Annotated in this window: 16 protein-coding genes; 5 read left to right on the top strand and 11 right to left on the bottom strand. The window is 65.6% G+C overall.

The window, feature by feature from the left end:
* Position 1 precedes the first annotated feature (1 nt).
* The 5 genes from pqqD to JOF56_RS17810 all read left to right on the top strand — a co-directional run bounded on the left by pqqD (position 2) and on the right by JOF56_RS17810 (position 4,090).
* Positions 2–274 (top strand): pyrroloquinoline quinone biosynthesis peptide chaperone PqqD, encoded by a 273-nt coding sequence (gene pqqD / locus JOF56_RS17830; RefSeq protein ID WP_209639212.1) that lies wholly within the window; start codon positions 2–4, stop codon positions 272–274.
* The gene (gene pqqE / locus JOF56_RS17825) at positions 265–1,350 is read left to right on the top strand and encodes a pyrroloquinoline quinone biosynthesis protein PqqE (RefSeq protein ID WP_209639210.1); all 1,086 of its coding nucleotides are present in this window, start codon (positions 265–267) and stop codon (positions 1,348–1,350) included. The genes pqqD and pqqE overlap by 10 nt, the downstream gene beginning before the upstream one ends.
* Positions 1,347–2,222, top strand: coding sequence for a pyrroloquinoline quinone biosynthesis protein PqqB (pqqB, locus tag JOF56_RS17820; RefSeq protein WP_209639208.1), 876 nt, complete (start codon positions 1,347–1,349; stop codon positions 2,220–2,222). Before pqqE ends, pqqB begins: the two co-directional genes overlap by 4 nt.
* Before the next feature lie 224 nt (positions 2,223–2,446).
* Positions 2,447–2,596 (top strand): hypothetical protein, encoded by a 150-nt coding sequence (locus tag JOF56_RS17815; protein WP_209639207.1) that lies wholly within the window; start codon positions 2,447–2,449, stop codon positions 2,594–2,596.
* 6 nt (positions 2,597–2,602) lie between these two features.
* Positions 2,603–4,090 (top strand): aKG-HExxH-type peptide beta-hydroxylase, encoded by a 1,488-nt coding sequence (locus tag JOF56_RS17810; RefSeq protein ID WP_209639205.1) that lies wholly within the window; start codon positions 2,603–2,605, stop codon positions 4,088–4,090.
* Here JOF56_RS17810 and fxsT read toward each other — a convergent pair.
* From fxsT to JOF56_RS17755, 11 genes are all read right to left on the bottom strand, one after another.
* On the bottom strand, positions 4,049–7,642 hold the full coding sequence (gene fxsT, locus JOF56_RS17805) for an FxSxx-COOH system tetratricopeptide repeat protein (protein ID WP_209639203.1): 3,594 nt from the start codon (positions 7,640–7,642) through the stop codon (positions 4,049–4,051). The two genes, JOF56_RS17810 and fxsT, sit on opposite strands and share 42 nt — an antisense overlap.
* A complete protein-coding gene (locus JOF56_RS17800; RefSeq protein WP_209639193.1) occupies positions 7,639–8,502 on the bottom strand; it encodes a MoxR family ATPase in 864 nt (287 codons plus the stop codon). Before JOF56_RS17800 ends, fxsT begins: the two co-directional genes overlap by 4 nt.
* Entirely contained in the window at positions 8,499–9,980 is a 1,482-nt protein-coding gene (locus JOF56_RS17795) for a VMAP-C domain-containing protein (protein WP_209639191.1), read from the bottom strand. Before JOF56_RS17795 ends, JOF56_RS17800 begins: the two co-directional genes overlap by 4 nt.
* A 164-nt stretch (positions 9,981–10,144) precedes the next feature.
* Entirely contained in the window at positions 10,145–10,852 is a 708-nt protein-coding gene (locus tag JOF56_RS17790; protein ID WP_209639189.1) for an SDR family oxidoreductase, read from the bottom strand.
* A gap of 131 nt (positions 10,853–10,983) precedes the next feature.
* On the bottom strand, positions 10,984–14,460 hold the full coding sequence (locus tag JOF56_RS17785; RefSeq protein WP_209639187.1) for a reprolysin-like metallopeptidase: 3,477 nt from the start codon (positions 14,458–14,460) through the stop codon (positions 10,984–10,986).
* 209 nt (positions 14,461–14,669) lie between these two features.
* Positions 14,670–18,155 carry a reprolysin-like metallopeptidase gene (locus JOF56_RS17780; protein ID WP_209639185.1) on the bottom strand — a complete coding sequence of 1,162 codons (3,486 nt, stop codon included), beginning with the start codon at positions 18,153–18,155 and terminating at the stop codon, positions 14,670–14,672.
* Positions 18,156–18,335: 180 nt separating this feature from the next.
* Positions 18,336–19,253, bottom strand: coding sequence for a hypothetical protein (locus JOF56_RS17775; protein WP_209639183.1), 918 nt, complete (start codon positions 19,251–19,253; stop codon positions 18,336–18,338).
* Positions 19,254–19,757: 504 nt separating this feature from the next.
* A complete protein-coding gene (atpD, locus tag JOF56_RS17770; RefSeq protein WP_209639181.1) occupies positions 19,758–21,185 on the bottom strand; it encodes a F0F1 ATP synthase subunit beta in 1,428 nt (475 codons plus the stop codon).
* 3 nt (positions 21,186–21,188) lie between these two features.
* Complete coding sequence (locus JOF56_RS17765; RefSeq protein ID WP_209639179.1) at positions 21,189–22,127, bottom strand: F0F1 ATP synthase subunit gamma; 939 nt, start codon at positions 22,125–22,127, stop codon at positions 21,189–21,191.
* 12 nt (positions 22,128–22,139) lie between these two features.
* Entirely contained in the window at positions 22,140–23,780 is a 1,641-nt protein-coding gene (atpA, locus tag JOF56_RS17760; protein ID WP_209639177.1) for a F0F1 ATP synthase subunit alpha, read from the bottom strand.
* Between the two features lie 40 nt (positions 23,781–23,820).
* Positions 23,821–24,630 carry a F0F1 ATP synthase subunit delta gene (locus JOF56_RS17755; RefSeq protein WP_209639175.1) on the bottom strand — a complete coding sequence of 270 codons (810 nt, stop codon included), beginning with the start codon at positions 24,628–24,630 and terminating at the stop codon, positions 23,821–23,823.
* Between the last annotated feature and the right edge of the window lie 3 nt (positions 24,631–24,633).

Here is a 24,633-nt window from a genome sequence, read left to right as displayed (position 1 = left end):
GGTGACCACGATCGGGCTCGACTCCACGCCAAGATTGCGCCGAGGCGTCAGGCTGACGTACGACAAGACCCGTGAGACGCACGTTCTGTTGTTCCCAGAAGGTGTTCTCGTACCGAACAAGACCGCGGCAGCCGTGCTCGAGCTGTGCGATGGAGTCACCACGGTCGCCGAGATCACTACTTTGCTGGGCAAGAAGTACGAGGGCGTCCGGGCGCAGGACGTGCAGGACGTCCTGACCAGGCTGGAAGATCGGCGGGTCGTGTCGTGGACGTGACCGCGCAGCCGCCGCTGGGCATGCTCGCCGAGCTGACCCACCGGTGCCCGTTGCACTGCCCGTACTGCTCGAACCCGATCGAGCTGGTGACCCGCGACAACGAGCTGTCCACCGCGCAATGGCTGTCGATCATCGAGCAGGCCCGTGAACTCGGTGTCCTGCAGGTGCACATGTCCGGCGGAGAACCGCTGGCCCGCCCAGACCTGCCAGAACTGGTCGAACGCGCGTCAGACCTGGGCTGTTATGTCAATCTGGTGACCAGCGGCCTCGGTCTGACCGAGAAACGCCTGGCAGACCTGGCCGACCGCGGTCTCGCCCACGTACAACTCTCGGTACAGGGCGCCGACGCCGAGATGGCCAACAAGATCGCCGGCGTCAAGGCACACACGCACAAACTCGCGGCGGCGCGAGCGGTCAAGAAGCTGGACATGCCGCTGACGGTGAACGTAGTGCTCCACCGCGCGAACCACCACCAGGTGGCCGACCTGATCGCCCTGGCCGAACAGATGGGCGCCGATCGTCTGGAACTGGCCAACACCCAGTACTACGGCTGGGGCCTGCGCAACCGCGACGCCCTCATGCCCACAGCCGCCCAGCTCGCCTCAGCCGAACCAATCGTGCGCGCCGCAACAGAAAGACTGCGCGACACAATGCAGATCGTCTACGTGGTTGCGGATTACTACTCGCCTTATCCCAAACCTTGCATGTACGGCTGGGGTTCACGTCAGTTGACCGTGGCACCGAACGGCGACGTCCTCCCGTGCCCAGCCGCATCCGCGATCACAACTTTGAAGCTGGACAACGTACTCTCCACGTCCCTTTCGGACATCTGGTACAAGTCATCATCCTTCAACGTATATCGTGGCGAAGACTGGATGCCAGACCCATGCCGCAGCTGCTCACGCCGCGGCATCGACTTCGGCGGCTGCCGCTGCCAGGCATTCCTGCTGACCGGCGACGCGGCGGCCACAGACCCAGTCTGCTCGAAGTCACCCAACCGAGCGACGATCGATACAATCCTGGCCGGAAGCCCGGACACAGCACCGGACTTCGTGATGCGCAAGGTGGTGCGGTGAAAGCCCTGCTGCTCGGAACGGCGGCCGGCGGCGGATTCCCCCAGTGGAACTGCGCCTGCCGAATGTGCAAAGCAGGCCTGCCACCCCGAACCCAGGACTGCATAGCGATAAGCGCGGACGGTGAGGGCTGGTACCTGATCAACGCCTCCCCCGACATCCGCGCCCAGATCCTTGCCGCGAAGCAACTGGCCCCCGGCCCAGGCCCCCGCGACACCCCCATCCGAGGAGCCCTGCTCACCGACGCCGAACTCGACCACACCCTAGGCCTGACCATGCTCCGCGAAGGCGCGGGCCTCCGCGTCTGGGCCCCGGCCGCGGTGTTGCACGCCCTGCAGCACGATTTCCCCTTGCAGGAGATCGTTTCCCGTTACGGCGCGTGGAACTGGCAGCCAGTGACCTCCGCCTTCGAGGTGGACGGCCTCCAGGTGAGCATCCTCCCGATCAGTGACAAGCAGCCCAAGTACGTCCGGTACACAGTGAATGGACCATGGGTGGTCGCCTATAAGATCACCGACCCGGCCGGCGGTATCCTGGTCTACGCCCCCTGTTTGAAAACCTGGCCCCCAGAGTTCGACTCCTTCATCGCGGACGCATCCTGCGTAATCCTCGACGGCACCTTCTATTCCCCTGACGAAATGTCCAGCACCACAGCCAAGGGCATCGACACCAAAGCCCAACACGCCATGGGCCACATCCCCATCGCAGGCCCGGATGGCAGCCTCACCCACATCGCCCGCCACCCCGGCAAGCGCTTCCTTTTTACCCACTTGAACAACACCAACCCGGTTCTCGACCCGGACTCCCCCGAACACCAGGCAGTCCTGACCGGCGGTGCCGAGGCTCCCCCAGACGGCATCGAACTGTCCATCTAGTACATCGCGTCGACGACACGAAAGCTACAAGTAGGCAATCCAACTAGCGCTGACGTCCACCTGACACCTCGGTTGGACCGCCCAGCACCTGCGATTACTCGCCGAAGTCCTGGCCTGTTCGACCCCTGTGACATCTGCCAGGCCCTCCAGCTGTAGCAGTCCATGCTATAGGCCCCCGCGTGTTATGCCACTAGTTGAACATTCGGCCATTAAGGTGTGCTCGCATGACCAGCTCAGCCCTGATCGACCTAGAGTCGGTGACTCTGCGTGACCTTCGCAACCTCCGGAATCCGGAGTTCATAGCAGCTGTCCGGCAGACCATCGACGCCGCGGCCAGGGATTACGCCACCGCTATCCAGATGCAGGATCAATAGCCTCGGATGCGCATACATTCGCTGTCTACCGCCATCCTGGACGAGATCTTCGCCGGACCGGTCCCCGAAGCGACCATGGCCAAGCTCAAGTCGACTCAGTACAGCCTGCGCAAACTGCGCTTGGCCGCACTCGTTCAGGTCATTGCGTCTGAGACCGACTGGGAACACGCCTGGCAGATCCTTGCCGACGCGGACGAAGACCGGCCCGACGTAGTTCGTGACGTCCTGATGCACCCACCAGTTGGCGTGTGGCTGGTCAGTGCTCTGCGCTCGGGCAAAGGGCTGGAGTACTTCGATCGCTTGACCGAGGCGGTCCGGACCGGAATTCCCGGGACACTACATCGTACACAGTCCCAAGGCATCGAGCTCGATGTCGTGATCGACGACTCGGATCCTTATCGGGAGTTCGGTGAACCGCTGCAGCCGCAGCCTCTCGGCCCTGCCGAGCTGGCTGGATGGAGACGCCTGCTCGACGAGGCCTGGGATCTGCTCACCGAACGACACAAGCCCTACGCCAGGGAACTGTCCGCGGGCCTGAGTGCCATAGTCCCCATTTCCTCTGGCCGGAGGATCGCGGGTGCGTCATCGCGAGCAGCCTTCGGCGGAGTTGCCCTGTCTCCAAAGGACAATGCGACCGCGCTCGCCGAGGTGCTCATCCACGAGATGCAGCACTCGAAGATCAACGCCGTGCTCGATCTGCTTCCCCTGCAGGACGGCGATTCCGGCCGGATGTACTACGCACCTTGGCGGTCGGACTCCAGGCCGCTGATCGGTACTCTGCATGGCATCTACGCGTTCGCCAGTGTGGTGGAGTTCTGGGAGGTCGAGCGGTTCGCCGACCGTACCGCCGAGTTCACGTTCGCCTATCGCAGGCATCAGGTGAGTGAAGCGACGGCGAACATCGCTGGGGCACCGGATCTGACTGAGCACGGCCGGCGCTTGGCCGACGCGGTCTCGGCGCGGATGGCCAGGTGTCATGAATCCACTGTGGACCCTGAGCTGATGGAGATCGTCACGCAGATCACTGACGACCATCGCGCGATCTGGGAGCTGCGGCACAACGAGCGGGACCAGGCCGCGGTCGAGCACATGGCGAGTGCGTGGCTCAGTCATTCGACCGCTCCAGAACTTCCCAAGGTCGTCCGGGTCCGGCCGGGCGAGCAGACCATGTCGACGTCGGTCCGGCTGGAGATGTTGAAGGCCAAGGCGCTCGAACAGGATCATGCAGACACCGACGGCCCCGATGCTGCTTACGTGCGTGGTGACCATGATGGTGCCAGGGCCGGCTATGTGGCCAGGATCCGTCAGGAGCCCGGGGACATCCATGCGTGGGCCGGTCTCGCGTTGACGACGAAGTCGTTCGTGCCTGACGCCACTTTCGCTGTGTACCAGCAGATCAGGGCGCGGGGGTGGCAGGCGCCGGACCCGGTGGAACTCGCGGCCTGGATGAACTCAGAGCTGCATCGTGTCGGTGTCGCAGTTGGCGCGGATTGATTGGACGGCCAGTGAAATGGCTGGATGACCGTCGCCGAGTACCCGGCGGAATCCGGCCAGTGTTTTCGTTCGCATGATCGCGGCCTGGTCCTCGTATCCGAGACTGGCCAGGTCGAATGAGAGGTTCAGCTGGATGGCCAAAGTGGACGGATGCTCGGCTCCCAGCATCCGGCTGGATCTTTCGAGTGTGTCGGCGTCCATGTCACGGGCTGCCGAGACCTCACCGAGGGCGGCCAGGTCGCTGGCTGTGTTGGTGGCACTGACCAGGGTGAACGGATGGTCGTCGCCGAAACTCTGCCGGAGCTGGGTCAGGGTTGCCTGGTCCAGCTCGTAGGCGTCGTGCACCTCTCCCATCAAGCGGAGTGTTGTCGCCAGGTTGATCGCGGAGATCAGCGTATAGGGATGAGTCGAGCCATGGGTCTGCACGAACAATTCATGGCTGTGCCGGGCGATCTTCTCAGACTCAGCCAGCTCGTCGAGCCTGCGTAGATCTGCGGACAGACTCATCTCGGCGGTGATCGTGTCGAGGTGACGGTCGCCATGCCTGCGCCGATAACGCTGCACGCATTGTTCGGAGAGGTCTCGGGCTTCCTCGTGGAATCCGGCCATTCGACGGGCGACCGCCAGATTTCGCATGGCGCCGATGGTTCTCGGGTGATCCTCGCCGATCGCGGCACGCTGCCGGATGAGCGTCTCCTCCTGCAGCGTGCAGGCGGCGGACCACTCGCCGCATTCTCTCTGGTCCATCGCAAGCGCGTTGAGCGAGAGGAACGTGTCCGGATGGTCATCCCCCAGCACGGTTTGCTTGCGGAGCAGAGTTTCCTCGTCAACACGTCGTGCCTCGGCGAATTTGCCGTTCAGTCGTAGGCAGGCCGCAAGATTGTTGGCATACCTCAATGTGTCCGGATCGTCCTCGCCCAGCACGCGCCGCGAGCGCTCGAAGATGTCCTGCTGCATCCCAAGCTCTTTGCCGAACAGGCCTTGCGACCGCATGTCAGCCCGGACTGTGTTCGCCACAGTCAGTGTCAGCTCGTCATCCTCACCGAACGCTTGCTTGGCAAGATCGTAGATCCGTTGGTTCAGTGTCTGCGCCTCGACCAGACGGCTGAGGCGGCGCAGCGACTGGCCGCGACGGTTTGCCATCCTCAGTGTGTCCGCGTGTGTCTCACCGAGAGTCTCCCGCCACAGCGACCAGGTGGTGCGTGCGAGTTCCTCAGCGCTGCCGAAATCACCACGGTTCATCAGATAGAGGACCAGGTTGAGCAGCAGGCGGCGGATCCAGTTGTCAGGACGGCTGCAGGTGGCGGCGCCAGAGTTGGTGGCGTGCGACAAGAGCTCGGCGTAGCGCGGCCACGACGAGGGCGGCGCTGGGTCCTGGGGGTCGCCGTTGGCTAGCAGGACGTGGACGGCGTGGGACATGTCGGCTTGTTCGGATGTGGTGAGTTTGCTTTTGACGACGGTTTGGACTAGGCGGTGGATTTGGATGGTTTTGTTGCGGTGGTCGATTTTGGCGAGGCTGTATTGGCTTAGTTCGCGGATCGCGCGGTTGAGTTTGATGGGGTCGTTGAAGGCTTCGGCCAGGGCTTCGGGCATGGGGGCGTCGCGGATGCCTGTGAAGAGGTTGCGGGAGATCGGTTCTGGGCCGAAGAAGGCGCATACCTGCAGCAGTTGCAGGGCGGCCGGGTGTTCGTTGCGTAGGCGGTTGAGCGATACGTTCCAGAGGGCGACTACTGAGGGGCGGTAGCCGGCTGGGCCGAATTCGTCGGCTGGGTCGGCGCCGAGCAGTTCTGGGAGGTGTTCTTCGAGTAGTTGGAGGATCTCGTCGACCGGCATTCCGGTGAGGGCACGCCAGGCGGCGGCTTGTTCGATTGCCAGGGGGAGGTCGCCCAGGGCTTCGGCGAGGCGGTCGGCGTCGGTCTCCGTGATGTCGCCGCCACGGCGGCGTAGCAGTTGGATGCTTTCGTTGCGGGCGAAGACGTCGACCTCCACGGTGCGTGCGACGCTTGCCCATTCGGAGTTGCGGGAGGTGACGACGATATGGCCGGAGGCGGGGAAGAAGGGGCTGACCATGTCGGGACGGTCGGCGTTGTCGAAGACCAGGAGCCAGCGGCTGAAGGGGGGTTCGCCGCGGCGCAGAGCGTCCAGGACGGCCGGGATCGCCACTTCGGCTGAGCCTGAGGGGAGGTCGAAGCGGCGGGCCAGTTCGACGAAGCTGCTGGTTATCAGGGACGCGTGTTCGGCTGGGACCCACCAGACGACGTCGTATTCGGCGGCGTGGCGGTAGATGTATTCGACGACGGTCTGGGATTTGCCGACGCCGCCCATTCCGTGGAGGGCTTCGGGGAGCACCGCTGTGGCACCAGGTTCGATGAGGCGCCTGCGGAGTTGTTCGAGGAGGCCGTCGCGGCCGACGAAGTCCGGGTTGCGCAACGGGACTGCGCCCCAGATTTGGGGTCTGCTGGCGGGGGCACGGGCGGATTGTGCGGGGGCAGGAGATCCGGTCACGCGTTCTCCTCCGGAACTGGCGATCTGGATGGCTTCACGTAGTCGCGCCGCACGAAGGGCGTACCGCCCGCTCAAGGCCCGGAAAGTGACCTGCTGGACCTGGAGGTACGGCAGGTTCGCGGTGACTGGTTCCAGCAGCGGCACTGTGTCGGGATCGTCGATGGCGTCGCGGAAGTTGCGTGCCTCGGGACAGGACGGTTCGTGGCCGAGCACCCGCACGACTCGGACTGTGTCCGCGCGTCGCTCGCCGGCCAGCAGTTCCTGCCGGACGCCGTCGACGAAGTCGAACGTGACCTGGCCTGCCGCGACTCGGCGTAGCATTCCGCCGAGCAGGATCTCCGACAGGATCGACGCGTCCGCCTTGGGGAGCATTTCGCGTTGGACGCGGCGCATGACCGGGATGTTCAGCGGCACCGCGGCCAGGAGTCCGGCCAGCTGGAATGCCTCCACCGATGCGAAAGTGCGGAACGTCAGCACACGTTTGCGGGGTGACAGGCCGACCGGCATCTCGGCCGGTTCCGAGAGGATCTCCATGTCTGGGCGGACCGATTCGGCGGTCATCAGTAAGGGCCGTCCGTAGACGAGCAGGTTTGCCCAGCCGGACCACCAGGCCGGTGCCAGGCCGAGAACCGGCACCGCCTCCCGTTGATTCTTCGCTGTCAGCCGCATGCGTTGCGGTGACAGGCCTCCCCAAGGCCACAATCGTTGTGGGAGAACGTTCACGACCGCGACCGGCATCGCTCCGGCCCACTTCGCCAGTTGTCTTCTCATCGCTCCGGAACGCCAGCCGGGTGCGATCGTGTCGGTCACGACGAGCACCACCTGCCTGCCTGCCGGTCCGCTGCCGGATTCCACGGTCGCGGTCGTACAGTTGATGCGTCGCGTTCGGACAGTGCGGAAACCGTCCTGCCGGGCCAGGATGCCGCAGAGTTCGGCCACCACCGGGTGCCAGATCTCCATTGACGAACCCGAGTCGACCACCACCAGCACATCGAGGTGCTGCCCGGCGACCGGCCTGAGCGCTTCGGAGATACCGGCAAGATTCATTCCGCCTCCCGCACGTCGTGCCAGATCGACGTGGCCACATTCGGCGGCACCACCCGCGCCAGGTGGACGGCGTTGAGCAACTGGTCGGCGCCCAGGTTGTCGCGGGCCAGGAACTCGGCCACGAGCTTGTCGACATCAAGCCCTTCGACATCCCCGGCCTGGGCGGCCACGAGTGCGGTGAGTTGTTCCGGGGTCGCGGCGGACAGCCGCAATCGCAGGCACTGACGCAGGAAACTCGGCGAGAAGGCGCGTTCGCCGGTACCGGTGACGATCACCACCGGGAACTCCCGGCATCGCACCAGCCCTTCGGCGACCGGAATGGGCACGTTGTCATGGGTGAACGCCCGCGCACCGTCCACAATGTATTCACCGGCATAGAGCGTCGCGACGATCTCTTCCGGCAGGTCCAACGGTGCCCGGTCGAGCCCGGTGATCAGCAGGACACGCGGCCGTTCGTACGGCAGCAGAGCTGTGCCGAGCGGGCCGAGCCGACCGGGCCGGCATAAGCCGTCGGCCAACGTGGATCGCGCGGTCATGTTCCACCGCAGCACCGGGCCGAGCGCCAGCTCCCGAGCGATGACATACGCCAGGCTCGCCTTCCCGCTGCCGACCGGACCGGTGACCACGAGCGGGCGGCGGAGCAGGATCCCGGCGTTGACCACGTCCACTTCCTCAGCGAAGGGCACTCTCGGCTGGGCACGGCCGAGCTGCCGATCGGTTTCGCCGCCGTCGTCCACGGGCAGCTCTGTCGATCCCGTGCCGGTGTACCGGCGCCACGGCGGAGCATCGGGAATTGCCGGAATCGGTGCGCGCGCCACCCCGGTGCCGCTGTAAACCTGCCAATCGTGCTGCGCTGTCACGCGACCTCCTCCGGCGGGGCCGGCCGGTCCGGCACCACCACTCGTTTCGGGTCATCCCAGAGGACAGTCATGTGCGCGCCGACATGGCACTGATCAGATTCCACGAAGGCGTTCGACCGGACCACGCGGACCCGGTCGAGCAGGTGCCCGGTGCCCGCAGCATGTAGAAATGCATTGACAGTTGCGACGAACTCCTCGTCAGCGGCGCCCTTGCGGTGCCACACGACAACCGGAATACCGGCTCGCAGGCCGACCATGAGCTCGTCGAAAGCCGGCGGCAATGGTGGTGCGCAGAGCATCAACGCCACGACGTTGCCATGCCGCTCGAAATAGGAAGTGAGCTCACGCAGACCGGGCAGGTCCGCAGCCCGGCTCCAGTAGCCGCATTCCGCGATGACCGAATTGCTGGAATAGACCTGGGATTCCAGCTCGGCCCACCGGGCATACCAGTGCCGGTGCCATTTACGCCATTGCATTCGTTCGAGACTACGGACCACGACCGAGAACCGGCAGCCCATCGGCTGCGGCAGCGGGCTTTCGACCTCCCATTGCCATTGGTCGACCGCGAGATTCAACAATGTCAACGGCAGGACGAACTCGACCCGGATGTCCGGCACGTAGTTCGCCCATTCGGACTCCACACATTCGATGAGCGCGGCGACATGGTGTTTGATCTCGTCCAGGGTGCCGATGAAATCGTCGCCGCGTTCGGGATACCACCCGCCGGTGACGTCGAGTTGGCGCCAGTAGGACAGCCGGTACCGCGAGCCGAGACCTTCGTACTGCAGCAGGAAGACGATGTACGCCGGCAGCCTCGGCTGCAGTGACGTGGGGATTGCCGCGCGGCCCAGCTGCCTGCGGACCTCCTGCAGCTCAGCGAACAGGTTGATCCTCGTGGCCTGCAGGTCGACCCAGTTGCGCAGTTTCGTCGCCAGATCCAGCCGGACCCGGGCGGCGAGGTGTTCGACGAAGACCAGCGGCCGTGGCAGGCCGTCGACGCCGGCATTGAGTGTGTCCAGCGCGAGGAGCATTTCCTCGAAGGTGGTCTGGTCACCCAGTTTCGGGGCGTTCGGCCCGGCCACGAACCGGTAGACCTCGACGATGTCCGGCACGATGATGCCGGCCAGCAGCGCGAACAATTCCCGCTGTTCCTGATGCGTCCAGGAATCCAGCGGAACCATCTGGGTGACGATCTGCCGGACGCCATTCGTCGACAGCGCGCCAGGCTCGACATATTCCAGCGCTTTCACCAGCGCCCGCAACCCTTCCGGCGATTGCCGGCAGGCATCGACAATGCTGAACAAATGCATGGTCGTCTGCGAATGCTCGTCGACCATGAATGGTCTGCCGAGCTCGTCACCGATGATCCTCAGAACCAGCCGTCTGCCATTCGCGTCGGCCATACATGGGACCTTTTGCAGGGCCTCGACGAGTGGCCACAGAACGCTGCGCGCGGGGATCTCCTGGTATCCAGCCATCGTGGCCTCCCGCCTGCGGCAGTGGTCAATATGATACCGACGGGCAGGCACAATGGCACAGATACAGACGACCGTTGCTCAGCGTCACGCGCTTACTCCATCCGCTGGGGCAAAGCCGTAAAAATGCAGATTCACTCCCCCTTTAGGGACGGCAAACCCGGATATCAGGAGGCTGTCCGTACGGGGAGCTGGTAGAGCACCTCGGGCGGGGCGGCGAGACCGGCTTTGACCTGACGGCTGATGTCATCGGCGACGACCTCGTAGGCGCCGGTTTCGATGGCTTCGATGGTCTGTGCGGCAACAAGGGCGGGTGCGGTTTTGGGGCCGTCGACGTGGGCGGCCATGTCGGTCTCCATGTAGCCGACGTGGACGCCGACGACGTGGGTGCCCTGGTCGGCCAGCTCGAGGCGGGAGGCGTTGGTGGCAGCCCAGGCAGCGGCCTTGCTGGCGGCATAACCGCCGACGGCGCGGTGGATCCAGGAGAGCACCGAAAGAACGTTGACCAGTGTTCCGCCGCCGTTCGCGCCGAGGATCGGGGCGAAGGCGCGGGTCACACCGACGAGGCCGAAGAAGTTCGTTTCGAAGTGCCTGCGCAGGGCCGTTTCGTCACCCAGAACCGGGTCGCCCAGCGAGATGCCGGCGTTGTTGATCACGATTGTCACGTCCTGGGCCTGGGCGGCGGCCGCGGCGATCGAGGCCGGGTCGGTGACATCGAGCTGGATCGGGGTCAGCCTGGGGTCGGTGATGGCCGAGATGTCCCTGGCGCCCGCGTAGACCTTTGCCGCGCCCTGGTCGAGCAGGGCCTGGGCGAACTCCGCGCCCAAGCCTCGGTTTGCCCCGGTGACCAGCGCGACTGCACCTGATACCCGCATCGGAGAGTCCTTTCACGGAGTCAGTTCGTTGATGAGACTGACTGTAGCACCAGCCAGTTCGATGACAGGACCGACTCGGTCACACAAAAGACCCCCGTGAGCGGCCTCACGGGGGTCTCGTGCGGTCTCCCCTAGATGACCAGGAGAGTGCCCTTCAGCTGACCATCAGCGGTCTGCGCGCCGGTCCACTCCGAGGAGAGCAGCAGCTTCTCGCCCTGGAGCAGCGTGATCGACGCCGCGTCCTTGCCGAACAGCTCGGCCTTGCCGGTGACCCGCAGCGTCAGGCCGGTGGCAACGGTCTTGGGCCGCCAGTGGTCGGTCACGTCCACCAGCTCCGCCCTGCCGCGGTAGTCCAATGTGGCCAGACGACCGGCCGTCTTGGCACCAAAGGACTCCACGTTGGTGCTACGGATCTGGTAGCGCTTGCCACCGGACTGCAACGACACCAGCGTCGCACCGGAAGTGTTCTTCACGTGGGCGATCGCCAGGCTCAGGCTGGCCTTCGAGCCCTGGTCGGCCGCGAACGCCCCGGCGGACTTGACCGGAGACAGCGTGCCGTCACCGATCACGACCTTGCCCTGGTTCTTGACCACCTCGACTTTGCCAGTGGCAGTGCCGGTGTAGTTGCCACCGACGGTCGCGGTGACGTCGTGCACGCCGACAGGAAGCTGCGCCGTGCAGCTACCCGACGCATCCGTCGCAGCGGTGCCGAGTTCGCCCAGTGTGGCCGTGCAGAGCGTCTGCCCGCCCGCACTGAACGTCAACGTTCCACTCAGGACATTGCCAGGACTGCCGTCCGAGATGTCCTGCACGGTCGCCCGGAGCAACGCGGAATCGCCGTACACCAAGGCATCCCCTGTGTACGTCGCCTGCGCGTCCTCCGGCTTGACCTTGATCACGAACGAGGCCTTGCCCGAGACGCCCGTCGAGTCGGTCACGGTGACCGAAACCGGGTAGTCACCGGGAGCGGCCGTGGTCGTGCCGGACACCGCCCACGCGCCGTCCGCGGACTTCCCGAAGGACAGCCCGGCCGGCAGTTCCGAGGCCGAAGCGGTCAGCGTGTCGAGAGTGCTGTCCGGGTCGGTCGCGGTGACCGGGAACGAGGCCGCATCGCTGTACTGCACGGTCGCGTCCGTCGGCACGGTGATCCGCGGCGAGGCCAGGATGGTGAAGTCGGCCTCGTTCAGGTCGAAGAAGACGTTGCCGACCGCCTCGATCTTGATCCGGGCCTTCTGCGTGGCCACATCCGGGATGGTCAGCGACTCGCTGCCGTCGTTCGGCGTGCTCTCCGCCAGCACATGCGGGAAGGTCACGCCACCGTCGGTCGACAGCGAGATCTTGACGTTCTTCGCGTCGACCGGCGCGACATCCGTACCGGCCACGTTCCACGTGATCGGCTGAGCCGAACCACCGGGGTACGTGGTGCCCGCGCCCTGCGAGGTCACCAGGAACGGGCCGGTGTTCTGCGCCAGCACCAAAGCGGTGTCGCCGAACCCGATGCCGCCGCCGCCTGCGCGGTAGTCTCTGGCAGTGAGCCGGAAGTGCAGCGTCCGGTCGTTGGTGAAGCCCACCCAGGCCGACGTCGGCAGGAACTCCGAGTAGCAGTCCACAAGCGCGGCCGGAACCACTGCGGGCGCAGCCGGAGCGGCCGGGCACGTGCCGGTTTGGGCGTTGGTGTTGTTCGACGCGATCTGCTGTATGTCCGGGAACACCCGCGTGGGGTTGCTGTTCACAGCGTTCTCGCCCGGCGAGTAGTACTTCAGAGTGTCCTCTGCGGACACAATCGCGGCCGTGCCGAACTGACGGAACAGCGGGCCGTTGGTCTTGGTGTTGTTCACCAGAGCCGTGCCGCTCGCGCCACCACGGTCGTTCTGTTCCCACATGTAGGTGAGCTTGTCGCCGTCGGCGTCGGTCGCGTTACCGGTCAACGAGAACGGCGTGCGCAGCGGGATCGTGTACTGCGGAGCAACCGTCACCACGGGAGCGTGGTTGGTGGTGTCCTCGACCTTGATGCCGGTGTTCTCCTGCGGGCCGCCATCAACGGTCTCGCCGACGACGGCAGTGGTCCCGGTTCCGGCGAAGACGAGCGACGCGACGTCCACCGCGGCAACAGGTCCACTTTGGAACGTAACCTGGAAGCCGGTGTCGTTGAGGACACCCGCGCCGAAACCGGTGACGGACACGGTCGCACCGGCGGGCCAGCCCGGGATGCCCTCGATCGCTGCCTTGATACCGGCGGCCGTGTAGTTGGTGCCGCGCGTGATCGGCGCGGAAACCTGACCGTTGAAGGAAAGCGTGAACGAGTCCGTGCCGTCGAAGTCACGCAGACCGATGTTCTGCACCTCGTTGATCGGCGCACGGGGCGTCGAGGTGAACGTGGTGATCTCGGTGTAGCTGCGCTGCGACCAGTACGGGTCGCTGTGCGGCTGCAGGTTGTCCTGCTGGCAGATGCCCGCGTACGCCATGATCGACGAGCCACTGCCCGGCTCGACCGACGTGCCCGGGTTCCGGTTGGAGCCGGAGCAGTTGACCTGGGTGCCGTTGAACGTGTGGTTGCCGGCGAACTGGTGACCGATCTCGTGCGCCACGTAGTCCACGGCGTAGAAGTCGCCGACCGGAGTCGGCAAACCTGTGCAGCCACGGGCCTTTCCGCTGCCACCGACCACGCCGAGGCCGGCAACGCCGCCACCGTTGACGCCCAGACCGATGTGGCCGACGTCGTAGGAACCCGCGCCGACGAGCTGGCCGAGCACAACCTGGTTGCGGTTCAGCAAGGCGCTGGTGCAGCCGGCGATCTGCGACGTCGTGAAGCATGCCGCCGCGCCACAGGGACCGTTCGCGCCGGTCGCTTCGGCAGCGGTGTTCAGGTTCGTCTTGTCCGTGTCGTTGATCAGCACGAGCCGGATCGCGGTCTCGTCCTCGTAGATCTGCGCGACCCGGTTGATCAGCGTCACCTTCGCGGCAGTCACGTTCGCCGCGCCGAAATAGGTCGCGTACGACGGGTCCGTCACGAACGCGAGCCGGTAGGTTCGCAGCTTCACGATCGGGCCAGCGTCAGCCGGGACGGCGTCCTGGACGAGCTCCTCGAGGTCCTCGTTCTCCACCAACGGCCCGGCCGGGTTCTGCAGGTCGTGGCCGTAGTAGCTGGCATAGACGCTCTGGTCCTTGTGGTTACGCGGATCGACGTACCACTGACCGCGCTCGGACCGGACCGAAGCGTGGAACCCCAACGGGGTCAGGTCCGCGCGCACGGTCGCTGTCGGGTCGTCGAGGCCCCGGCCGGAGTAGGTCTTGATCTCCGGGTGGGCGGCGGCGAGCTTCTCCTCCATCACCGGGGCGTTCACCAGCGAGAACCGCTGGAACTGGCCCTCCGGCGTCGGCAGCAGCACCTCGAGTGCCTGAGCGCCTCGGGCCGCGATGCCCGGCGCACGGTCCAGTTTGGACTTCATGAGCGCCCGGTCCAGAGTGAACCCGGCGAACTTGTTGGTCCGGATGTCGCTCTGCTGGACGGACCGGGCCGCGACACCATTGCTTGGGGCCTTGACCCATGGGTTCTCGGGCGCGGCCGGGGCCGTAGTACCGATCACCGGCAGCAACGCGAGCGACATGCCCGCGATCGCGAGTGCGGCGATACTTCTGCCGCGAGAGGGTAACGAGGATCTCGCCAAGTGAATTCTCTCCCTGTGAAGGCGAAAAAACCCTCGTGTGTGGCCGGCCCTGTCAGCAGGACCGGCCACACACGAAGGGACAGGCATGTGCCCCCAATGCCACATTGGGGACATCTGATGCCCCCAATGTGGCATTGGGGGCACAACAACTAGACGATCAGGAAACCGCCGGTTCGCAGCGAGGTCTCCTGGGTCCTGGCTCCCGTCCAGTCGGACGAGAACAGCAACTTGTCACCCTGCAGAAGGGTGATGGCAGTCTTCCCGCCGGACGCGGTCACCCGCAGCGTCAGGCCGGAAGCCACCTGGGCCGGGTAGCCGGTGATGTCCACAAGCGACACCTTCGCCCGGACGTCAAGCACGCCGGATGTCTTGGCACCGAAGGATTCGAAGGAGGTGCCGTGCGCCAGGTACTCCTTGCCGCCGGACCGGAACTTCACGAAGCCGAGTCCGGTCGTGCGGGAGTTGCTGTGCGACACGAGAACCGACACATCGACCTTGGTTCCGTGGTCGGCCTTGTACGCACCGGCCGAACGAGTCGCGGTCAACACCCCGGCTCCGAGCACAGTCCGGCGTTGCGAACGCTGTGTCTCGACCTGAGCCTTGGCGTTCGCGGCGTAGTTGCCGCCGACCGAGACCGCCACCGAATTCACACCCGTGGGCAGCTTGGCCGTACAGCTTCCGGAGGCGTCGGTGGGCGCGGTGCCGAGCAGGCCGACAGTGGCCGTGCAGAGTTCCTTGCCACCGGCGGAGAACGTGACGTTCGCCGTCTTCACGTCACCCGGGCTGCCATCGGTGTTGTCCCGGACAGTCGCCCGGAACTGCACGGAATCGCCGTACACCAACGCATCCCCGGTGTACGTGACCTCAGCGTCCTCCGGCTTGACCTTGATCGTGAACGCGGCGTTCCCGACCACACCGGTGTCGTCGGTGACCGCGACCTTGACCGCGTAGTCACCCGGATTCGCCGTGGTGGTACCGGAAACAGTCCACGTCCGGGTGTTGCCGTTGGCCGCACCCGCCGCCAGCGTCAGGCCCGCGGGCAGACCGGTCGCGACCGCGTTCAGGCCGGTCCCGGCGCTGTCGGGGTCGTTCGCGGTGATCGTGACCGGCGCCAACGCGTCGCTGTACTGGACTGAGACATTGGTCGGCGTGGTCACGCGCGGCGAGGCGTGGATCGTGAAGTCGGCGTCGGACAGGTCGAAGAAGACGTTCCCGACCGCCTCGACCTTGATCCGGGCCTTGGTGGTGGCCACGTCCGGCACAGTCAGCGACTCGCTGCCGTCGTTCGGCGTGCTGTTGGACAGCACGTGCGGGAACGTCAGGCCGCCGTCCACCGACAGCGAGACCTTCACGTTCTTGGCGTTGATCGGCGCTGCGTTGGTACCGGCGACATCCCACGTGATCGCCTGCTTCGAGCCACCAGCCACAGCGGCCGAGGACGCCTGCGAGGTAACCAGGAACGGACCGGCCGTCGGCGCGATCGTCACAGCCGTGTCAGCGATGCCGATACCGCCACCGCCTTGCCGCGCATCCCTTGCGGTCAAACGGAAGTGCATGGTCCGGTCGTCGTTGAAACCGACCCAGTCACTGGTGGGCAGGAACTCCGAGTAGCAGTCGATCAATGCCTGCGGCACGTTGGTCGCGCCGCCCGAGGCCGGAGGTGGCGGCGCCTGCGGGCACGCACCGGTCTTGGCGTTGGTGTTGCCGCTCGCGATCTGCTCGATGTCCGGGAACACGCGCGTCGGGTTGCGGTTCACCGCGTTCTCGCCCGGCGAGTAGTACTTCAGCGTGTCCTCGGCCGAGACGATCGCGGCCTTGCCGAACTGCCGGAACAGCGGACCGTCCTTCTTGACGTTGTTCACCAGGCCGGTACCTTCGGCCTTGCCACGGTCGTTCTGCTCCCACATGTAGGTCACGACGTCGCCATCGGCGTCGGTCGCGCTACCGGTCAACGAGAACGGCGTGCGGGCCGGGATCGTGTACGACGCCGGAACCTTGACCACCGGGGCGTGGTTCGAGGTGTCCTCGACCTTCCAGCCCTTGTTGTCCTGCGCGCCACCCTTGATCGACTCACCGGTGAACCCGGTGCCGCCGGTCACGGTGATGCCGAGCGAGCCGACGTTCTGGCCGGCCAGCGTGCCCTCGAAGGTCACCTGGAAACCGGTGTCGTCGAACGGCATCTCCCGGTAGATCGCGGTGTTGCCGAAGCCCGCGACGGTCACGGTGGCGCCGGTCAGGCCCTCGACCGCGGCCTTGATCGCCTCCGGCGTGTAGCTGGTGCCGCGAACAATCGGAGCGGAGGTCTTTCCCTTGTAGGACAAGGTGAACGAGTCCGTGCCGTCGAACCCGCGCAGCGACACGTCCTGGACCTCGTTGATGGCGGGCAGATCAGCCGAGGTGTACGTGGTGATCTCGGTGTAGCTCTTGTGCGACCAATAAGGATCGCTGTGCGGCTGCAGGTTGTCCTGCTGGCAGATGCCTGCGTACGCCATGATCGACGAACCGCTGCCCGGCTCGTACGAAGTGGTCGGCTCGCGGTTGCCGGTGGAGCAGTTCCACTCGGTGCCGTTGAACGTGTGGTTACCGGCGAACTGGTGGCCGACTTCGTGCGCCACATAGTCCACGGCGTAGAAGTCGCCGACCGGAGTCGGCAAACCGGTGCAGCCCACGGCCTTCTCCGTGCCACCGACCACACCGAGACCGGCGATACCGCCGCCGTTCACGCCCAGGCCGAGGTGCCCGACGTCGTACTTGTCGGCGCCGATGAGCTGGCCCAGTGCGACACCGGTCGCGTACAACGACGGAATATCGCAGAATTCCAGCTCTTCAGGCTTGTAGCACGGCGCGGCACCACACGGGCCATTCGGCTCAGAAGCCAGCGCCGGGGTGTTCAGGTTGGTCTTGTCGGTGTCGTTCACCAGCAGCAGCCGGATCGCGGTCTCGTCCTCGTAGATCTGCGCGACCCGGTTGACCAGCGTCACCTTCGCAGCGGTCACGTTCGCCGCGCCGAAGTAGTTCGCGTACGACGGATCGGTGATCAGCGCGAGGCGGTACGTCCGCAGCTTCACCAACGGGCCCTTGGCCGCGAGCGCCGCGTGCACCTGCTTCTCCAGGCCTGCCTGGAAATCGCGCTCCTTCAGCGGGCCGACCGGGTTACGCAGGTCGTGGCCGTAGTAGCTGGCGTAGAGGCTCTGGTCGCCCTTGAAGTACGGGTCGACGAACCACTGGCCGCGCTCGGAACGGATCGAAGCGTGGAACCCCAAGGGAGTCATGTCAGCGCGGACAGACGCAGTCGGGTCGTCGAGCCCCTTGCCGGAATAGGTCTTGATCTCGGGGTGTGCGGCCGCCAGGCCCGGCTCCATCACCGGCGCGTCCACCATGGCGAAGCGCTGGAACGTGCCTTCGGGCGTCGGCAGCACCATCTCCAGGCCCTGCGTCCGAGCAGCCGCTGTCTTCGGCGCCTTCCCCAGTTCGGACTGCATGGCCGGACGGTCCAAGGTGAACCCGGCGTACCGGTCGGTGCGGATCTCGGCCTGTCTGGCCGATCTGGCCGCGATCGAATTCCCCGAAGGCGCCTTCGTCCACGGGTTGTTCGGCGCGGCAGGTGCCGTGGTGCTCAGCACCGGCAAGAGCACGACCGCCAGAACAGCGATCGCAAGAGCGACCAGACTCCGATACGAAGCCGGCCGTAACGACGAAAAGCCCAACTCACCCCTCCTAAGAACGCGTGCACCCGCATTCTTGTCCCGGGAAGGGCCGCTCATAACAGCCGAAAGTAGGCACCCGAACAGCAGAACGGCGTGGTGATCGGCGTGTCACCGCTGAGCGCTCGCCACCGGCCACTGATGCGCTCCGCGCTTCGCACTCTTGAGCTGCAACTTGATTCCCGCCGTGTGCCGTACCGGCAGGTTCAGACCTTGAAAGAAGTACTGACCGCGGCCGTCGTCACCCACTGCCACATCGACGCTGAAGTTCGGATCCCCGCTTTCGAAGCCCACCGGCTCCCAGTACGCCTCTTGCCCTGCCGGCAGAACGATCTTGTAGCTGACTTTTTCGACTTGTTGCTGGAAGAAGGTGAAACTGAACTGGTCGGTGATCCCGTTCATCAGTGGCGCACACTTGCGGGGCCAGTCAAGGAGCACAATGAACCGAACCTCACTGCCCACAACCGGGGGCGTCGAGAAATGGATCATCGCATCGATCTTCCCGTCCGCCACCCAGGAGAACGTCACGTCCGGACTGGTTCCCAGCACATCAGTGACCAACAGATTCCGGACATTCACTGTGACGCCCCGGCGATAGCGGGCCGGTTGACTCCAGCCGCAGCTGAAGACCAGCCGGACGACCCACATATCCGGCCGTAAGACCCTGGCGCGAATAGTGACGACTTCTTTTGTGTCACCACTGGAATTCGCAACATGCGCAACCTGTTCCCAGGACAACACCTGGTACCGGGGAGAGAGCTCATCGACCTGTTTGGAATACCGCGATACAAGCCGTTTGTGCAGGTTCAGCTGACCGTGCAGTGACCGGCGATCTGCCAAGAGCAACAAGGCAAGGCTCAGCAACGTGAGAAGAACAGCGACAACAACACCGGCTTTGACGGCCACGCTGCCCAACAGCGCACCCAGCAGCGCCGCGAAGGACAGCAAGCCTACGATCCCCCGCACGATCGCGGTTGACCCCTCACCCGCGAGATGGTCGTCCAACCACACGACAAAGCTCCGTAGCATGCTCCCGAACCTCCCTGATCTTGGAGCATGTCCGTAAGCTGCGTGCCTCCCCGACCCGACTGATTGAAGATTACCGGGTCACTCCAGACCCACGTGCAAAGTTGGTACGAACGGGCGAGTGTCGCACCAGATCAAAGGTCTACGGCCATCGACCGGATTCCATCAGGGGCAACGCTCGACCCGATGGCCGCATCCCGTCCTCCACTATCCCAAGGCCACCAGAAGTACAGAATCAGCTTCCGCCGCAGGCATAAGTCCGTCGGTACCATTCTCGCCACCACCCTCGCCTCCCAGTCGGAATAGCAATTCCGCCAACGACATCGTGCATCGCATTATTTCCTCCTTGGACAACCCGACTCCGGGTTTCTTCTCAACCACAAAACCACCGCACCCGGCACTGGGTGCGGTGGAGCCTGCGAAACACAGCACAAATGAGTGCAAAATGCTGGAGAGGTCTTCGCTGGCCGACTCACCAGCGAAGACCTCTCCGATTACTCCCCGCGCTTACTTGCCGGAGAGTTCCTTGGCCTTCTTCTCGAGATCCTCGAGGCCGCCGATGCCCAGGAATGCCTGCTCCGGGACGTGGTCGAACTCGCCCTTGGCGATCTTGTCGAAGGACTCGACGGTTTCCTTGACGGGGACCGTGGAGCCGGGCTGGCCGGTGAAGATCTCGGCGACCAGCATGTTCTGCGACAGGAAGCGCTCGATGCGCCGCGCCCGGTTGACCGTCAACTTGTCCTCTTCGGACAGCTCGTCCATGCCCAGGATGGCGATGATGTCCTGCAGCTCCTTGTACTTCTGCAGGATTCGCTTGACTTCCTGGGCGACGCGGTAGTGCTCGTCGCCGACGATGTTCGGGTCCAGGATGGTCGAGCTGGAGGCCAGCGGGTCCACCGCCGGGAAGATACCCTTGGAGAACACGCCACGGGAGAGCTCCGTGGTGGCGTCCAGGTGGGCGAACGTGGTGGCCGGCGCCGGGTCGGTGTAGTCGTCGGCGGGCACGTAGATCGCCTGCATCGAGGTGATCGAGCGGCCACGGGTCGAGGTGATGCGCTCCTGCAGCTCACCCATCTCGTCGGCCAGCGTCGGCTGGTAACCCACGGCCGAGGGCATACGACCGAGCAGGGTCGAGACCTCGGAGCCGGCCTGGGTGAACCGGAAGATGTTGTCGATGAACAGCAGCACGTCCTGGTTCTGCACATCGCGGAAGTACTCCGCCATGGTCAGCGCGGACAGCGCGACCCGCATACGCGTGCCGGGCGGCTCGTCCATCTGGCCGAACACCAGGGCGGTGTCGTTGATGGTGCCGTCCTCGCTCAGCTCGAGGATGAGGTCGTTGCCCTCACGGGTACGCTCGCCGACACCGGCGAACACCGAGGTGCCACCGAAGTTCTTGGCGACACGGGTGATCATTTCCTTGATCAGCACCGTCTTGCCCACGCCGGCACCGCCGAACAGACCGATCTTGCCACCCTGCACGTACGGGGTGAGCAGGTCGATCACCTTCAGGCCGGTCTCCAGCACGTCGGTGCGGCCTTCGAGCTGGTCGAACGCCGGCGGCTTGCGGTGGATGGTCCACCGCTCGGCGTCCGAGGCGTAGCCGGGCTGGTCCAGGCAGTCACCGAGGGCGTTGAACACGTGGCCCTTGACGACGTCGCCGACGGGCACGGCGATGGCCTCGCCGGTGTCGCGCACCGGGGTGCCGCGGACCAGGCCGTCCTGCGGCTGCATGCAGATCGTGCGGACCAGGTTGTCACCCAGGTGCTGGGCGACCTCCAGGGTCACGGTCTTGCGCAGCTGCTCGAACTCGATGTCGGCCTTGAGCGCGTTGAACAGCTCCGGCACGGCGCCGCGAGGGAACTCGACGTCGACGACCGGGCCGGTCACGCGGACGATTCGACCGGTGGCAGTTGCTTCTTGGGTGGCAGTCATCGCTTAGTCATCACTTCCTGCGGCGGCGGCGAGCGCGTTGGCGCCACCGACGATCTCGCTGATCTCCTGGGTGATCTGGGCTTGGCGCGCCTGGTTCGCCTCGCGGCTGAGAGTGAGAACCAGCTCGTTGGCGTTGTCCGTGGCGGACTTCATCGCGGTGCGGCGGGCAGCGGATTCCGACGCGGCCGCGTCGAGCAGCGCGGAGAAGATCCGGGTGTTGATGTACTTCGGCAGCAGCGCGTCCAGCAGTGTGTCCGCGCTCGGCTCGAACTCGTAGCTCGGCGGGACCACGTCCGGCTTGCCCTGCGAGTACTCCACCGCCAGCGGGGCGACCCGCTTGACGGTGGGCACCTGCGAGAGCATCGACCGGAACTCGGTGTAGACGACGTGCAGCTCGTCCAGGCCCATGATCCCGTCCGGGCCCGGGTTGCCGCGCTCGTCGTCGGCGCCGTGCAGGAACGCCTTGACCAGCATGTTGCCGGCCACGACCGCGTTCTCGTATTTCGGCGTCTCGGAGAACCCGGTCCACGAGGCCTCGAAGGCGCGCTGGCGGAACGTGTAGAACGAGACCGCCTTGCGGCCGATCAGGTACAGGACCGGCTCCTTGCCCTCGGACCGCAGCAAGGAGACGAGCTCCTCGGCGGCCCGGAGCACGTTGGCGTTGTAGCCACCGCACAGGCCACGGTCGCTCGTCACGACCAGCACACCAGCGCGCTTGGCGTCGGTGCGCTTGGTCAGCAACGGGTGATCCAGGGAGGTGGCTGCCTCGGCCAGCGCGGTGAGCACGTTCGTGATCTCCGTCGCGTACGGCCGGGCGGCCTGAACCCGAGCCTGCGCCCGGCTGATCCGTGTGGTGGCGATGACCTCCTGGGCCTTGAAGATCTTGCCCAGGCCCTGGGTCGAACGGATCCGTTGGCGTAGTTCGCGAAGCTGTGCGGCCATGTGGCTACCCGATCACTTCTGGGGCTCGGGCCGGTGAACCTTCACCGACTCCTGCCCCACCTTGTCGGCTTCCATCGCGTCGGCCGGCGTGTCCACGACCGCGGAGCCGTCGGAAGCGGTGAACTGCTGCTTGAACTTGTTGACCGCCTCGTTGAGCCGGTCGATCAGCTCGTCGGACAGGTCCTTGGTGTCGCGGATCTCCTGCAGGATACCCGCGTGCTGGCGGCGGATGTGCTCGACGAGCTCACGCTCGAACTTGCGCACGTCCTCGGTCGGCACCGAGTCCAGCAGGCCGCGGGTACCGACGAAGATCGAGATGACCTGCTCGTCGACCGGCACCGGCGAGGAAGCGTTCTGCTTGAGGACCTGGTAGAGCCGGTCACCGCGGTCCAGCTGGGCGCGGGAGGTGGCATCCAGGTCGGACGCGAACGCGGCGAACGCGGCCAGCTCACGGTGCTGCGACAGGTCGATACGAAGCGAGCCGGAGATCTTGCGCATGGCCTTGATCTGCGCGGCACCACCGACTCGGGACACCGACACCGACACGTTGATGGCCGGGCGCTGACCCTGGTTGAACAGGTCCGCCTCGAAGAAGCACTGGCCGTCGGTGATCGAGATGACGTTGGTGGGGATGTAGGCGGAGATGTCGCCCGCCTTGGTCTCGATGATCGGCAGACCGGTCATCGACCCCCCGCCCAGCTCGTCGGACAGCTTCGCGCAGCGCTCCAGCAGACGGGAGTGCAAGTAGAAGACGTCACCGGGGTAGGCCTCGCGGCCCGGCGGGCGGCGCAGCAGCAGCGACAGCGCGCGGTAGGCCTCGGCCTGCTTGCTCAGGTCGTCGAACACGATCAGGACGTGCTTGCCCTGGTACATCCAGTGCTGGCCCAGCGCCGAGCCGGTGTACGGGGCGATCCACTTGAAGCCCGCGGAGTCCGAGGCCGGGGCCGCCACGATGGTGGTGTACTCCATCGCGCCGTGGTCCTCGAGCGTCTTCTTGACCGCCGCGATGGTGGTGCCCTTCTGGCCGATCGCGACGTAGATGCAGCGCACCTGCTGCTTCGGGTCGCCGGTCTCCCACGCCTGCTTCTGGTTGATGATCGTGTCGACGCAGACCGCGGTCTTGCCGGTCTTGCGGTCACCGATGATCAGCTGGCGCTGGCCGCGGCCGATCGGCGTCATGGCGTCGATCGCCTTGATACCGGTCTGCAGCGGCTCCTTCACCGGCTGGCGCTGGACCACCGTGGCGGCCTGCAGCTCCAGGACACGGTTGTCGTCGGCGACGATGTCGCCGAGGCCGTCGAGCGGCGCGCCCAGCGGGTCGATGACCCGGCCGAGGAAGCCGTCGCCGACCGGCACCGAGAGGATCCGGCCGGTCCGCTTGACCTCCTGGCCCTCTTCGATGCCCTCGTAGTTACCGAGGATGGTGACACCCATCTCGCGCACGTCGAGGTTCTGCGCGACGCCGAGGACACCACCGGGGAACTCGACCAGCTCGTTGGCCATGGCCGAGGGCAGGCCCTCGACGTAGGCCACGCCGTCACCGGTCGAGGTGACGGTGCCGACCTCTTCCTTCGTCACGTCCGGTGTGTAACCGGAGACGTAGTTCTCGATCGCACTGCGGATCTCGTCCGACGAGATCGTCAGCTCCGCCATGTCTTCCCGCTCTCGCTTTCGTTACATCAATGCTTGGGGTTCAGCCGGCCAGCCGGCGTCGCAGGGCGTCGATCCGCCCTGCCGCGCTGCCGTCGATGATCTCGTCGCCCACCTTGACGACCAGGCCACCGAGCAGCTCGGGGTCGACCTCGACATGCAGCGCGATCGGCCGCGAATAGATGCGCTGCAAGGTGGCTGCGAGCCTCTCCTGCTGCTGTTCGGTGAGCGCGACCACCGAGGTCACGTGCGCGACCGAGCGCTCACGGCGCTTGGCAGCCAGATCGGCCAGTTCCTCGAGCCCTTCCACGGCCCGACGGCCGCGCGGGTAGGCCACCAGTGCCTCGGCCAGCTTGGCGGTGATCGCGTCGACCTTGCTGGCGACCAGCGAGCTCAGCAGCGTCAACTTGCCTTCGACCGGAGCCGCCGAGTCCGACAGCAGCCGTTCCAGCTCACCGTCGGCCGCGACGATCCGGCCGAGCCGGAACAGCTCGTCCTCGACCGTGTCGAGCTTCCCGGCGCGCTCGGCGTTGACCAGCAACGCGGTCCGGGCCAGCGACTCGACACCGTCGACCAGCTCGCGCGGGCTGGACCAGCGCGAGGCGACCACGGCGGCGAGCAGTTCGACACTCTCGTCGGCGAGCTTGCCCGCGAACAGGCTTCGCACCAGGCCGGTACGGCGCTCCGGGTCGGCCGACGCGTCGGCCAATGCCCTGCGCAGCCCGGCTTCCCGGGTGAACAGGCCGACCACGGCGAACAGGTCGTCGCCGACTGTGCCGAAATCGCTCGCGTCGAGCAGCTTCAGCTCAGCCGAGGCGAGCGCCTCACGGCTCGCGGCGTGCAGCAGCGTCATCTT

Origin of the sequence: Kibdelosporangium banguiense (genome assembly GCF_017876405.1) — a bacterium.
In the GTDB taxonomy this organism is placed as follows: Bacteria; Actinomycetota; Actinomycetes; order Mycobacteriales; family Pseudonocardiaceae; genus Kibdelosporangium; species Kibdelosporangium banguiense.
This window is presented reverse-complemented; position numbering and strand designations above follow the sequence as displayed.